At 61.2% G+C, this 12,858-nt stretch carries 12 protein-coding genes; 9 read left to right on the top strand and 3 right to left on the bottom strand.

From position 1 onward, the window contains the following. Positions 1 to 84 precede the first annotated feature (84 nt). The 3 genes from P0D73_RS41345 (at position 85) to P0D73_RS41335 (ending at position 3,371) form a co-directional block, all read left to right on the top strand. Positions 85 to 1,047, top strand: coding sequence for a substrate-binding domain-containing protein (locus P0D73_RS41345; RefSeq protein ID WP_408435637.1), 963 nt, complete (start codon positions 85 to 87; stop codon positions 1,045 to 1,047). 89 nt (positions 1,048 to 1,136) lie between these two features. Beyond that, the gene (locus P0D73_RS41340; protein ID WP_408435635.1) at positions 1,137 to 2,186 is read left to right on the top strand and encodes a sugar phosphate isomerase/epimerase family protein; all 1,050 of its coding nucleotides are present in this window, start codon (positions 1,137 to 1,139) and stop codon (positions 2,184 to 2,186) included. Between the two features lie 30 nt (positions 2,187 to 2,216). Beyond that, complete coding sequence (locus tag P0D73_RS41335) at positions 2,217 to 3,371, top strand: Gfo/Idh/MocA family protein (RefSeq protein ID WP_408435633.1); 1,155 nt, start codon at positions 2,217 to 2,219, stop codon at positions 3,369 to 3,371. A gap of 45 nt (positions 3,372 to 3,416) precedes the next feature. On the opposite strand, the gene P0D73_RS41330 is transcribed toward P0D73_RS41335, so the two are convergent. The 3 genes from P0D73_RS41330 to P0D73_RS41320 form a co-directional block, all read right to left on the bottom strand. Beyond that, the gene (locus P0D73_RS41330) at positions 3,417 to 3,677 is read right to left on the bottom strand and encodes a hypothetical protein (RefSeq protein ID WP_310700318.1); all 261 of its coding nucleotides are present in this window, start codon (positions 3,675 to 3,677) and stop codon (positions 3,417 to 3,419) included. 154 nt (positions 3,678 to 3,831) lie between these two features. Next, entirely contained in the window at positions 3,832 to 4,998 is a 1,167-nt protein-coding gene (locus P0D73_RS41325; RefSeq protein ID WP_408435631.1) for an ABC transporter substrate-binding protein, read from the bottom strand. A gap of 34 nt (positions 4,999 to 5,032) precedes the next feature. Continuing rightward, positions 5,033 to 5,974, bottom strand: a complete 942-nt coding sequence (locus tag P0D73_RS41320) for a CysB family HTH-type transcriptional regulator (RefSeq protein WP_132375752.1) — start codon at positions 5,972 to 5,974, stop codon at positions 5,033 to 5,035. A gap of 236 nt (positions 5,975 to 6,210) precedes the next feature. On the opposite strand from P0D73_RS41320, the gene P0D73_RS41315 reads away from it, so the two are divergent. The 6 genes from P0D73_RS41315 (at position 6,211) to cobA (ending at position 12,420) form a co-directional block, all read left to right on the top strand. Continuing rightward, a complete protein-coding gene (locus P0D73_RS41315) occupies positions 6,211 to 7,890 on the top strand; it encodes a nitrite/sulfite reductase (protein ID WP_342960081.1) in 1,680 nt (559 codons plus the stop codon). 22 nt (positions 7,891 to 7,912) lie between these two features. Continuing rightward, positions 7,913 to 8,452, top strand: coding sequence for a DUF934 domain-containing protein (locus tag P0D73_RS41310; protein ID WP_132375751.1), 540 nt, complete (start codon positions 7,913 to 7,915; stop codon positions 8,450 to 8,452). Further along, entirely contained in the window at positions 8,449 to 9,195 is a 747-nt protein-coding gene (locus P0D73_RS41305; protein ID WP_408179446.1) for a phosphoadenylyl-sulfate reductase, read from the top strand. The genes P0D73_RS41310 and P0D73_RS41305 overlap by 4 nt, the downstream gene beginning before the upstream one ends. A 110-nt stretch (positions 9,196 to 9,305) precedes the next feature. Continuing rightward, positions 9,306 to 10,268 (top strand): sulfate adenylyltransferase subunit CysD, encoded by a 963-nt coding sequence (cysD, locus tag P0D73_RS41300; protein ID WP_408179448.1) that lies wholly within the window; start codon positions 9,306 to 9,308, stop codon positions 10,266 to 10,268. A 25-nt stretch (positions 10,269 to 10,293) separates the two neighbouring features. Then, entirely contained in the window at positions 10,294 to 11,610 is a 1,317-nt protein-coding gene (locus P0D73_RS41295; protein ID WP_116119209.1) for a sulfate adenylyltransferase subunit 1, read from the top strand. A 54-nt stretch (positions 11,611 to 11,664) separates the two neighbouring features. Then, the gene (gene cobA / locus P0D73_RS41290; RefSeq protein WP_408179450.1) at positions 11,665 to 12,420 is read left to right on the top strand and encodes a uroporphyrinogen-III C-methyltransferase; all 756 of its coding nucleotides are present in this window, start codon (positions 11,665 to 11,667) and stop codon (positions 12,418 to 12,420) included. Positions 12,421 to 12,858: the final 438 nt, after the last annotated feature.

The following is a 12,858-nucleotide window of genomic DNA, read 5'->3' as shown; positions in this document are numbered from 1 at the left end:
GCGCTTCAAATTGCGCTTCAAATTTGCAATCACGGTGAGTTGAAAATCGGGGCGCATGAACGCCTCACAAAAGGAGACACAACCATGAAGCAGGTCATTCGAGCGGTCGGCGCCGGCATGCTGGCGTTGGGGATACTGGGCACGGCGAATATTGCGCGTGCCGATGAAAAAGTCGTATTGGGCGTTGCGATTCCGACAGCCGATCACGGCTTCACGGGCGGCATCGTCTGGTGGGCGAACAAGGCCAAGACTGATCTGGAGAAGGCGCATCCCGATCTGAAAGTGATCGTCAAGACCGCGGCCGGCGCGCCCGAACAGGCGAACCAGTTGCAGGATCTCGTGACGGTCAACAAGATCAATGCGCTCGTGATCTTCCCGTTCGAATCGGCCTCGCTCACTCAGCCGGTTGCGCAGGTGAAAAAGAAGGGCGTGTACGTGACGGTGGTGGATCGCGGCCTGACCGACACCAGCGCGCAGGATGCGTACGTGGCCGGTGACAACACCGCGTTCGGCAAGATTCCCGCCGAGTATCTGGCGAAAGCGCTCGACGGCAAGGGCGACATCGTTGCACTGCGAGGCATTCCGACGACGCTCGACAACGAACGCTGGACCGCGTTTACCGGCGTGCTGAAGGCGTATCCGAACATCAAGATCCTCGACGCCAAGTACGCGAACTGGAATCGTGACGACGCCTTCAAGGTCATGCAGGATTACCTGACGCGCTTCAAGCATATCGACGCCGTCTGGGCCGCGGACGACGACATGGCCGTCGGCGTGATCAAGGCGATCGAGCAGGCCAAGCGCACCGACATCAAGATCGTGTTCGGCGGCGCGGGGTCGAAGGGCATGGTGAAGAATGTGATGGACGGCGCGCCGATGATCAAGGCCGACGTGTCCTACTCGCCGAAGTTCATCTACGACGCCATCAAGCTCACCGCCGAAGCGCGTCTGAAGGGCGAGAAGCTGCCGGCCACCACGATCATTCCGTCGGTGCTGATCACGAAGGAAAACGCGCAGCAGTTCTATTTCCCGGACTCGCCGTTCTGACCTGAGCATCCGGGGCGCGCCACCGGGCCTGAGCCGGACTTTCTGCGGCAGCGGCACGGCGAGCGCGCCCTCGTTCGAGGAACCGTACAATGAAAACCATCAAAGGGCCGGCGATCTTTCTCGCCCAGTTCATGGGCGACGAGGTGCCGTTCGACAACCTCGCGCATCTTGCCGAGTGGGCCGCGGGTCTTGGCTTCAAGGGGATTCAGGTGCCGTGCGACAGCCGCCTGATCGATCTCGAACAGGCGGCGGCGAGTCAGACGTATTGCGACGAGTTGCGCGAGGTCACAGACGACGCGGGCGTGACGATCACCGAACTCTCGACGCATCTGCAAGGGCAACTCGTCGCCGTGCATCCGGCCTATGACACCTTGTTTGACGGCTTTGCCGCGCCGCATGTGCGAGGCGATCCGGCCGCGCGCACGCAGTGGGCGATCGACCAGATGAAGCTGGCGGCTAAGGCTTCGCAGCGTTTGGGATTGAGCACGCACGTGTCGTTTTCGGGGGCGCTGGCGTGGCCGTATCTGTACCCGTGGCCGCAGCGTCCGGCAGGTTTGGTCGAGGCCGCGTTCGACGAACTCGCGCGCCGCTGGACGCCAATTCTCGATGCGTTCGACGCCGCTGGCGTCGACGTGTGCTATGAACTGCATCCCGGTGAGGACCTGCACGACGGCGTGACCTTCGAGCGTTTTCTGGACGCGGTGAAGCAGCATGCGCGTGCCAACATCCTGTACGACCCGAGTCATTTCGTTTTGCAGCAGCTCGACTACCTTGCGTTCATCGACATTTATCACGAGCGCATCAAGGCGTTCCACGTGAAGGATGCGGAGTTTCGTCCGACCGGCAAGCAAGGCGTGTATGGCGGCTACAGCGGCTGGGTCGAACGCGCGGGGCGCTTCAGATCGCTCGGCGATGGGCAGATCGATTTCGGCGCGATCTTCTCGAAGATGGCGCAGTACGATTTCCCCGGCTGGGCGGTGCTCGAATGGGAGTGCGCGCTGAAGCATCCACACGATGGCGCACGCGAAGGCGCGGAGTTCATTCGCCGGCACATCATCCGCGTGGCCGAGCATGCATTCGATGATTTCGCCGGCAGCGGCGTCGACGCCGCGCAGTTAAAGCGCGTGCTCGGCATCTGACGGCGAGCGATCGCAAAAGGAGTGAGGGTGATGCCACAACGAAGGCTCAGGCTGGGCATGGTCGGCGGCGGACAGGGCGCGTTCATCGGCGCGGTGCATCGGATCGCGGCACGGCTCGACGACCGTTTCGAACTGGTTGCGGGCGCGCTGTCGTCCGATCCGCAGCGCGCGCAAGCGAGTGCCGATGAGGCCGGGATTGCGCGCAGCTATTCGGACTGGCGCGAGATGGCGCGCGCCGAGGCCGCGCGCGACGACGGCATCGACGCGGTGGCGATCGTCACGCCGAATCATCTGCACGCGCCGGTCGCGACGGCGTTTCTCGAAGCCGGTATTCACATTGTGTGCGACAAGCCGCTGGCGATCTCGCTGGCGGAAGGCGAGGCGCTGGCGAAGCTGGCTCGCGAGAAGAACAGGTTGTTCGCATTGACGCATACGTACTCCGGCTATCCGCTGGTGCGTCATGCCCGCGAGTTGATCGAAAGCGGCGAGTTGGGCGAGATACGCGTCGTGCAGGTCGAATACGCGCAGGACTGGCTGGCGGAGCCGATCGAAACGAGCGGCACGAACAAGCAGGCAGGCTGGCGCACGGATCCCGCGTTAGCGGGTCCGGCAGGATGTCTCGGCGATATTGGCACGCATGCGTATCACCTTGCTGCGTTCGTCACGGGTATGACGCCGAATACACTCGCGGCGGAAGTGCATACCTTTGTGCCGGGGCGGCGCATCGACGATCATGTGCAGGCGATGCTGCGTTATCCGAATGGCGCGCGCGGCATGCTATGGGCAAGCCAGGTGGCGAGCGGCGCGGAAAACGCCTTGCGTTTGCGGGTGTATGGGACGAAAGCCAGCCTGACCTTCGATCAGGAGCATCCCAATGAATTGTGGTTCACACCATTGGGTGGTTCGGCTGTGCGCCTGACACGAGGGCGCGTGACGAGCGCGATTGCGGCCCATGCGACGCGCGTGCCGTCGGGACATCCTGAAGGCTATCTGGAAGCGTTTGCCCAGTTATACAAAGACGCGGCGTTGCAGATCGAAGCATTGAATGAAGGTCGCGCGTTGCCCGCCGAAAGCCTGTTGCTCACGACGGTGGAGGACGGTGTGGCGGGGCTGCGGTTTATCGACGCCATGCTCGCGAGCAGCGCGGCGGATGGGCAATGGCGCGAGATAGCGCGTAGCGCTTGAGGCGGCTGTATGTCGTGGCGGGAAGAGTGGGATTCGCCGCGTCGCTCAACCGCCCTTGCTCTTCTTGAGTTGCTCTTCGAACGCGATATCGAGCTTGCTCGCTTTGCGTGGCTTCGGCGGCCCGAAAGCGTCGACGAATTTGACGAAGTCGTCGAGCGTCAGCGGATCGGAGACTTTTTTATCCGTGCCACTCGATTTGTCGACCAGGTAAAACAGGCCGCCGGACAGGCTGATCGCGGCGAACTGCGGATTGCCGCTGCGGGTTTTCAACCGCTCGACAGCGTGGATGGCTCGGGTGGTGCGCATGGTGGGGGATACGGCTAATTGAAGCTATCCACTTTAACAGTAATACGCCGCGCGCCTGACTGTCGGCGTTCGAACTGATCAGGAACCAGTAAGAACGTTCACCCCGAACAAAACATCGGGAAGAACGACGAACGCCGAATGTGGGCGAGTTGGCTTACTGGCTCAAATAAACGAACTTGCCGTTCTTGATAGTGCCCATCACGCTCGCGCGCTGATCCAGCCCCACGTGATCCTTCGGGCTCGTGTTGACCACGCCGTTCGGCACGACCAACTCATTCGCATGCTCCAGTTCGTCACGCAGCGCGGCTCGGAAGGCCGGCGTGCCCGGCTGCGCCGTCTTCAGCGCGCGCGCCACGGCGTCCTGCAAGCGCGGGTACACGCCGGCTGCATCGCCCGCGAACTGCGTCACGCTGCCCGCGCCGTACTTCGCTTCATATTCGTTCGTAAAGGCGAGCGCCGCCTTCTTCGCCGGATGATCGGCCGGCAGCGTGCGCGCCACCACGACCGGCTGGGTCGGGAACAGCGTGCCTTCCACGTCCTTGCCGCCCAGCTTGATGAACTCCGGCGTGGCGATACCGTGCGTCTGGTAGATCGGGCCTTTGAAGCCGCGCTCGATCAGTGTGCGTTGCGGCAGCACGGTCGGCGTGCCGGCGCCGGCGATCAGGATCGCGTCGGGCTTGGCGGCCATCAGCTTCAGAATCTGGCCGGTGACGCTCGCGTCGGTGCGGTTATACCGCTCGGTGGCGACCAGTTGAATATGGCGCAGCGCCGCGAACTTGCTGAATTCGTTGAGCCAGCTTTCGCCGTAGCCGTCCGCGAAACCGATGAAGCCCACCGTCTTCACGTTGTGGTTCGACATGTAGCGCGTCATCACGTCGGCCATTGCGCTGTCGGTCTGCGCCATTTTGTAGGCCCACACCTTCTTGCCTTCCTGCGGCTCGACCACGCTGGCCGAGCCGATCAGCGTGATCATCGGGGTCTGGCTCTCGGCGACCGGATCGAGCGCGGCCATTGCGGCCGGCGTGATGTTCGGGCCGACGATCACGTCCACGTGGTCTTCGTTGATCAGCTTGCGGATGTTGCGCACGGCGGCGCCGGGGTCGGAGGCGTCGTCGAGGAAGATGTAGTCGGCTTTCTGGCCGGCGATCGTGGCGGGCCACATCAGCATCGCGTTCTTGCTGGTGATGCCGATCACGGCCGCGGGGCCGGTGCTCGACAGATCGATGCCGACCTTGATATCGGCGTGTGCAGCGGTGGCGAGCAGGAGCGCGCCAAAACCAAAAGCGGCGAGGCCGCTGAATTTTTTCTTATACGACGTCATCGAGAGGTCTCCGTAGCAAGAAGCGATGGTGATATCAAAGTTCGTAGGTTTCGTGTTCGCCCTTGAGCGCCTGTTCGATCAGCTTGCGGTTCATGCTCGGCGACAGCAGTTCGACGAGCGTATACACATAGCTGCGCAAATAGGCGCCCTGTTTCAGCGCGACCCGCGTCACGTTGCTGCCGAACAGGTGGCCGACCGGCATGGCGCGCAAATGGCGGTCGCGCTCGGCGTTGAACGCGATATCCGCCATGATGCCGACGCCCAGGCCCAATTCCACATAGGTCTTGATCACGTCGGCGTCGATCGCCTCCAGCACGATGTCCGGATGCAGCCCGCGCAGGCGGAACGCCTCGTTGATCTTGGTGCGGCCGGCGAACGCGTTGTCGTAAGTGATCAGCGGATACTGGGTCAGATCATCCAGCGACAAAAGTTTGCGGTCGAGCAGCGGATGATCCGGTTGCATCACCGCGACGTGGTGCCACTGGAAGCACGGCAGCGAAACCAGTTCCTTATAGTTGGAGATCGCCTCGGTGGCGATGCAGAGGTCGGCCTGATCGTGCAGCACCATTTCGGCGACCTGGGTCGGGCTGCCTTGCAGAATCGAAAGGTGAACCTTGGGAAAGCGCTTCTTGAACTCGGCGATGGCCGCCGGCAGCGAGTAGCGCGCCTGCGTGTGGGTGGCGGCGATCACCAGATTGCCCTGATCCTGCGCCGCGTAATCTTTACCGACCCGCTTCAGGCTCTCAACCTCCTGCAGAATCTTCTCGACCGACTGCAGAATGATGCGTCCCGGCTCGGTCAGCGAGCGCACGCGCTTGCCGTGTCGTGTGAAGATTTCCACGCCCAGCTCGTCTTCCAGCTCGATGATCGCCTTGGAAACGCCCGGCTGGCTTGTAAACAGGGCTTTGGCCGCTTCCGTCAGGTTGAAGTTCTGCCGCACAGCCTCGCGGACGAAGCGGAATTGGTGCAGGTTCATATATAACCTCTCCGCATATCAAAAGAATTTTTTAGTCGTTTGAAATATAAGGCGAGTTTATTACGATCTGTCCATCTTTTTCAATATGGATATCTGTATTTGTCATAAGCAAATGAGCGATGGGTCTAAACGTTCATAAGCGGATGGTGACAAAGGGAGGTATCCAAGGCGCGGCGAAACCGGGTGGCCGGCCCCCGGATCGCCGTGTATCACTGCAAAAAAATTGGGGTCCCCGAATGTACCAATACGATCAGTACGACCAGACCATCGTCGATGAACGGGTCGCGCAGTACGCCGATCAGGTTCGCCGCCGCTTGTCGGGCGAATTGAGCGAAGAGGAGTTTCGTCCGCTGCGCCTGCAGAACGGCCTGTACTATCAGCGCCACGCGTACATGCACCGCATTGCGATTCCGTACGGCAACCTGCGCAGCGACCAGATGCGCGTGCTCGCGCAGATCGCGCGTGAACACGACCGCGGCTACGGCCATTTCTCGACGCGCTCGAACATCCAGTACAACTGGATCAAGCTCGAAGAAACGCCGGAAATTCTGCGCAAGCTCGCGGCAGTGCAGATGCACGGCATTCAGACCTCGGGCAACTGTATCCGCAACATCACGGCCGACCAGTTCGCCGGCGTGGCGCCGGATGAAGTGGTCGATCCGCGTCCGTGGGCTGAAATCCTGCGTCAATGGTCGACGTTCCACCCGGAATTCGCGTGGCTGCCGCGCAAGTTCAAGATCGCCGTGTCGGGTTCGAAGGAAGACCGCGCCGCCGTGCAGATTCACGACATGGGCGTGTATCTGAGGAAGAACGAGCAGGGCGAGCTGGTGGCCGATATCCTGGCCGGTGGCGGCATGGGCCGTACGCCGATCATCGGCGCGATCATCCGTAAGGATCTGCCTTGGCAACATCTGCTGACGTACTGCGAAGCCGTGCTGCGCGTGTACAACCGCTACGGCCGCCGCGACAACATGTACAAGGCGCGCATCAAGATTCTCGTGAAGGCGTTGAGCCCGGAGAAATTCTCGGCGCAAGTCGAAGAAGAATGGCAACACTTGAAGGACGGTCCTTCGACGCTCACGCAAGCCGAAGTGGATCGCGTATCGCAGTACTTCCAGCCGCCGGTGTACGAAAAGCTCGCCGACACGGACGCTTCGTTCGAAAAGCATCTGCTGGAAAACCGTGCGTTCGCCCGTTGGGTCGAGCGCAACGTGCGTCCGCACAAGGTGTCGGGCTATTCGTCGGTCACCTTGTCTTTGAAGCCGACCACGATCGCTCCCGGCGACGCAACGGATGCGCAGATGGAAGCGGTCGCCGATTGGGCCGACGAGTACTCGCTCGGCGAAATCCGCGTATCGCACGAACAGAACCTGATCCTCGCAAACGTGAAGAAGCGCGACCTGTTCGCGCTGTGGGAAAAGGCCAAGGCGCAAGGTTTCGCGACGCCGAATATCGGCTTGCTGACCGACATCATCGCGTGCCCGGGCGGCGACTTCTGCTCGCTCGCGAATGCGAAGTCGATTCCGATCGCACTGGCCATTCAGGAACGCTTCAACGATCTGGACTACGTGTACGACCTCGGCGATGTGTCGCTGAACATCTCGGGCTGTATCAACGCGTGCGGTCACCACCACGTCGGCAACATCGGCATTCTGGGCGTCGATAAGGACGGCTCGGAGTGGTATCAGGTGACACTCGGCGGCGAGCAGGGCACGGGCGCCACCGGCGCGCATCTCGGCCGCGTGATCGGCCCGTCGTTCTCGGCGGAAGAAATGCCGGACGTGATGAGCAAGGTGATCGATACGTTCGTGGAAAACCGCCACGAAGGCGAGCGCTTCATCGAAACGTACAACCGCATCGGCATCACCCCGTTCAAGGAACGTGTGTACGCCTCGCGTCAACCGGCTCACGCGTAACCGCGAAAAGGATACTGAACAGATGGCTTCTATCATCAAGAATCGCGCGATCGTCAACGATGACTGGACGGTCGTGCGCCCGGCGGAAGATGGCTCGCTGCCCGCGGTGAACGAATTGCCCGCAGGCAAGGTGCTGGTGCCGCTCGCGTTGTGGCAGGCTTCCCGCGACGCATTGATCGCTTCGCGCGGTGCCGCTGAAATCGGCGTGTGGCTCGCGGCGGATAGCGAGCCGGCGGATATCGTCGCCGACTTCGACAAGATCGCGCTGATCGGCGTGGACTTCCCGGTGTTCCGCGACGGCCGCGGCTATAGCATCGGCCGCCTGCTGCGCGAGCGTTATGGCTACAAGGGCGAACTGCGCGCGATCGGCGACGTGCTGCGCGATCAACTCGCGTTCATGTTCCGTTGCGGCTTCGACGCATACGCGTTGCGCGCCGACAAAGACTTCGACGACGCGCTCAAAGCCTTCGACGAATTCAGCTTCAACTATCAGGGCGCGGTGAACTCGTCGCCGCTGTTCCGCCGCCGTGAAGCGGGCGAACTGGCCAAGGCATCGGCATGAGCGAAGTTCAAGCCCTCACGCCGGAACTTGCTGCGAAGGTTGAGCGCCTCGATGCGCTGCTCGATTCGATCGCCGCGCGCCATGAGAATGTGAAGCTCGCCAGCAGCCTCGCGGCGGAAGACATGCTGCTCACGCATGCGATCCTCTCGCGTGGCGTGAAGATCGGCATCTTCTCGCTGAACACCGGCCGTTTGCATGCGGAAACGCTGGGCATGCTCGATCGCGTGAAAGAACGTTACGGCTATGACATCGAACAGTTTCATCCGCAAGCTGCCGCGGTCGACGAATACATCGGCTCGCATGGTCTGAACGCGTTCTATGAAAGCGTCGATCTGCGCAAGCGCTGCTGCGAAATCCGCAAGGTCGAACCGTTGAATCGCGCGCTGTCGGATGTCAGCGCATGGGTCACGGGCCAGCGTCGCGAGCAGTCGGTGACGCGTGCCGAACTGCATGCGGAAGAGCATGACGCCGCACGCAACATCGCCAAGTTCAATCCGCTGACCGACTGGACCGAGGCCGAAGTGTGGGCTTACCTGAAAGCGTTCGACGTGCCGGTCAATCCGCTGCATGCGCGCGGCTATCCGAGCATCGGCTGCGAGCCTTGTACGCGCGCCGTGCGTCCCGGTGAAGATAGCCGGGCAGGGCGCTGGTGGTGGGAGTCGCGCGATACGAAGGAATGCGGACTGCACATCACGACGATTACGCCGATCGCGGTGGGCGGCAGCGCAAACGCCCAGGCCTGAAGGTTGAGTGAGCGGGCCTTGGTTTTTAGCCCGAACGCCGCACATACCGATTTGAATACCTCCGCGACGCGAGCAACCGCTTGCGACGCGAACCAACGAAGGACCCAAACATGAGCACCACGCTCGATTCCACTGTGAACGCACCGCTCGCCAACACGGCAATCCGTATGGATCACCTCGACTGGCTCGAAGCCGAGTCGATTCACATCCTGCGCGAACTGGTCGCCGAATGCAGCAAGCCCGCGCTGCTGTTTTCGGGCGGCAAGGATTCGGTCGTGGTGCTGCACCTCGCGCTGAAGGCCTTCGGTATCGGCGCGAATCGCAAGACCGTGCTGCCGTTCCCGCTCGTGCATATCGACACGGGCCACAACTACGAAGAAGTGATCGACTTCCGCGATCGTCGTGCGGAAGAAATCGGTGCTGAACTGGTGGTCGGTCATGTGGAAGATTCGATCAAGCGCGGCACGGTGCGTCTGCGTCGTGAAACGGATTCGCGCAACGCCGCGCAAGCCGTGACGCTGCTCGAAACCATCGAACAGTACGGCTATACCGCGCTGATCGGCGGCGCGCGCCGCGATGAAGAAAAGGCCCGTGCGAAGGAACGGATCTTCTCGTTCCGCGACGAATTTGGCCAATGGGATCCGAAGGCACAGCGCCCGGAACTGTGGAGCCTGTATAACGCGCGTCTGCATAACGGCGAACACCTGCGCGTGTTCCCGATCTCGAACTGGACCGAACTCGACGTGTGGCAGTACATCGCTCGCGAACAGCTCGAACTGCCGTCGATCTATTACGCGCATCAACGCGAGATCGTGCGCCGCAATGGCTTGCTCGTGCCGGTTACGCCGATCACGCCGATGCGTGAAGGCGAAACCAGCGAAACGGCGCTGGTACGTTTCCGCACCGTGGGCGATATCAGCTGCACGTGCCCGGTGGAAAGCGATGCGGATGATCTGGAGAAGATCATCGCCGAAACGGCCGTGACCGAAATCACGGAACGCGGCGCGACGCGGATGGACGACCAGGTCTCCGAAGCCGCGATGGAACAGCGTAAGAAGCAAGGTTATTTCTAAGCACACGGACGAGGGTAAGACAATCATGAGCGGTATTCACCAACCAGAAGACCTCGGCGTGCTGCGTTTCATCACTGCGGGCAGTGTTGACGACGGCAAGAGCACGTTGATCGGCCGCCTGCTGTACGACAGCAAGGCTGTCTTGAGCGATCAGCTCTCGGCACTGTCGCGCGCGAAGAATAAGCGTACCGTCGGCGACGAAATCGATCTGTCGCTGCTGACGGACGGCCTCGAAGCCGAACGCGAGCAAGGCATCACGATCGACGTCGCGTACCGTTACTTCGCGACCGCGAAGCGCAAGTTCATCATCGCCGACACGCCGGGCCACGAGCAGTACACGCGCAACATGGTGACGGGCGCGTCGACCGCGCACGCGGCGATTATTCTCGTCGACGCAACGCGTGTGACGTTTGTGGATGGCGTCGCGCAACTGCTGCCGCAAACCAAGCGTCATAGCGCGATCGTCAAGCTGCTGGGTTTGCAGCACGCGATCGTCGCGATCAACAAGATGGACCTGGTCGATTACAGCGAGCAGCGTTTCAATGAGATTCGTGACGCGTATGTCGAACTTGCGCGTCAACTGGGCTTGAGCGATGTGCGCTTCGTGCCGGTGTCGGCACTCAAGGGCGACAACATCGTGACGGCGAGCGAAAGCATGCCGTGGTACGCGGGCGAGCCGCTGCTCGACCTGCTCGAAGCGTTGCCGGTCGAAGTGCCGACGGGCCAGGCGTTGCGTTTCCCGGTGCAGTGGGTGGCGCGTCAGGACGGCAGCCAGGCTGATGACTTCCGCGGCTACATGGGCCGTGTCGAAGCCGGCGAAGTGAAGCTCGGCGATACGATCGTTGTGTTGCCGGCCAATCGCGAAGCGACGGTTGCCGAAATTATCGCGCCGGTGCCCGGCGGCACGGCTGCGGTGGATCGCGCATTTGCTGGTCAAACGGTGACGATCCGTTTGGCGGAAGACGTCGACGTGTCGCGCGGCGATACGTTCGTGCTGCGTGAAGCAGCGCCGGAGCCGGCGAAGAAGCTGGAAGCCGACCTGTGCTGGTTCGACGACACGCCGCTGTCGACGCAACGCAAGTATCTGTTGAAGCAGACCACCAATACGGTGTTCGCGCGCATCGGTGCGATCAAGGAAGTGCTCGACGTGCATACGTTGTCGCAAGCGACCGATCGCAAGGACCTGACGATGAACGATATCGGCCGCGTGGCGCTGACGTTGCAGAAGCCGCTGGTGTGCGATGTGTATGACTCGCATCAGGGGACGGGTGCGTTCGTGCTGATCGATGAAGCGACGCATCATACTGTTGCGGCTGGGATGATTCGGGCGTTTTCGGCTTAAGTGCTTGGCACGTCATTACGTCGTGCTGGCGACCTAACGGACAGGTTTAGGCAAATGGGTAAGGTTTATCTGATCGGCGCAGGGCCGGGTGCTGCGGACCTGATTACGGTGCGTGGCGCGCGGCTGCTCGGTTTGGCCGATGTCGTGCTGCATGATGCGCTGGTGGAGCCGGCTATGTTGGACTATGCGCCTTCGCATGCGCGGCGGATTGCTGTTGGCAAACGCTGCGGGCAGTTGTCGACGGCGCAGCAGTTCATCAATAAGCAGATTGTGGATGCTGCTTTGGAGCATGAGGTTGTCGTGCGGCTCAAGGGTGGCGATCCTATGTTGTTCGGGCGCGCTGATGAGGAGATGCGGGCTTTAGAGGCTGCTGGCATCGAGTATGAGGTCGTGCCTGGGATTACTGCTGCGCTGGCGAGTGCTGCCTCTTTGAAACGGTCTTTGACACTTCGCGGTGTGTCGCGCAGTGTGGCGTTGGCTACTTTTAGTCGGGCGCCTGGGTCTGATGAGATTCGCGAACAGGTTAATGCGGATTCTCTTGTGTTCTATATGGGCCGGGATAGTGGGGTTGAGATTGCGCAGCAGTTGATCGATGCTGGGCGGTCGGTTGCCACGCCCGTGGCAATTGTTGAGGCTTGTTCTACTGCTCGTGAGCGCATGCTTTCTCTTACTCTCGAAGAGTTGGCCGCTGGCGACGCGCAGAGGTGGGTTGACGCTTCGCAGCCTAGTTTGCTCATGATTGGGGAGGCTTTCGCTGCGCGGCCCGTTAGCGTGGTTCGATCCGCGGATGGGATGTTGGTCGCGGCTTGAGGTTCTTGGTTTTTTGCTCTGCGCTTGTTGGTTGTTGGTTGTTGGTTGTTGGTCTTAAGGTAGTGGCCTTTCCTTGATTTGTTTGTGGTCTATTAGCGTTGCCCCTGTGCGGGGCGGCACTTACTTCTCTTTGCCGCCGCAAAGAGAAGTAAGCAAGAGAAAGCGGCTCAAACCGCTAGCTTATAAGTGCGTCCCCCGCGCAGCCGCGGTAGTGGTACATTTGGAACCTGTGCTCTCGCACATTCCGCTTTCGTGACAAGGCAGTCATTCTTCCGGCAGCGCTGCGCGCGCCGTCGCGGTCGTTCTGCAAACAATCGCTTCGTTTCTTTCTTCGCCGACATTTCCGCGGCGTTCTAATTTTGCGTGTCACGGACCCGCTTAAGAATTAGCGGTGTGAGCCGTTTTCTTTTGCCTACTTTTCTTTGCGGCAGGCAAAGA

Source organism: Paraburkholderia sp. RL18-101-BIB-B, assembly GCF_046026985.1.
GTDB lineage: Bacteria > Pseudomonadota > Gammaproteobacteria > Burkholderiales > Burkholderiaceae > Paraburkholderia.
This window is presented reverse-complemented; position numbering and strand designations above follow the sequence as displayed.

What these genes read in the sequence shown, in the direction of transcription:
- P0D73_RS41320 (WP_132375752.1), bottom strand. Translation starts at nt 5,974, where the DNA reads ATGAACCTGCACCAATTCCGCTTCGTCCGCGAGGCTGTGCGGCAGAAC.
- P0D73_RS41315 (WP_342960081.1), top strand. Translation starts at nt 6,211, where the DNA reads ATGTACCAATACGATCAGTACGACCAGACCATCGTCGATGAACGGGTC.
- P0D73_RS41335 (WP_408435633.1), top strand. Translation starts at nt 2,217, where the DNA reads ATGCCACAACGAAGGCTCAGGCTGGGCATGGTCGGCGGCGGACAGGGC.
- P0D73_RS41325 (WP_408435631.1), bottom strand. Translation starts at nt 4,998, where the DNA reads ATGACGTCGTATAAGAAAAAATTCAGCGGCCTCGCCGCTTTTGGTTTT.
- P0D73_RS41305 (WP_408179446.1), top strand. Translation starts at nt 8,449, where the DNA reads ATGAGCGAAGTTCAAGCCCTCACGCCGGAACTTGCTGCGAAGGTTGAG.
- P0D73_RS41310 (WP_132375751.1), top strand. Translation starts at nt 7,913, where the DNA reads ATGGCTTCTATCATCAAGAATCGCGCGATCGTCAACGATGACTGGACG.
- P0D73_RS41345 (WP_408435637.1), top strand. Translation starts at nt 85, where the DNA reads ATGAAGCAGGTCATTCGAGCGGTCGGCGCCGGCATGCTGGCGTTGGGG.
- P0D73_RS41295 (WP_116119209.1), top strand. Translation starts at nt 10,294, where the DNA reads ATGAGCGGTATTCACCAACCAGAAGACCTCGGCGTGCTGCGTTTCATC.
- cobA (WP_408179450.1), top strand. Translation starts at nt 11,665, where the DNA reads ATGGGTAAGGTTTATCTGATCGGCGCAGGGCCGGGTGCTGCGGACCTG.
- P0D73_RS41330 (WP_310700318.1), bottom strand. Translation starts at nt 3,677, where the DNA reads ATGCGCACCACCCGAGCCATCCACGCTGTCGAGCGGTTGAAAACCCGC.
- P0D73_RS41340 (WP_408435635.1), top strand. Translation starts at nt 1,137, where the DNA reads ATGAAAACCATCAAAGGGCCGGCGATCTTTCTCGCCCAGTTCATGGGC.
- cysD (WP_408179448.1), top strand. Translation starts at nt 9,306, where the DNA reads ATGAGCACCACGCTCGATTCCACTGTGAACGCACCGCTCGCCAACACG.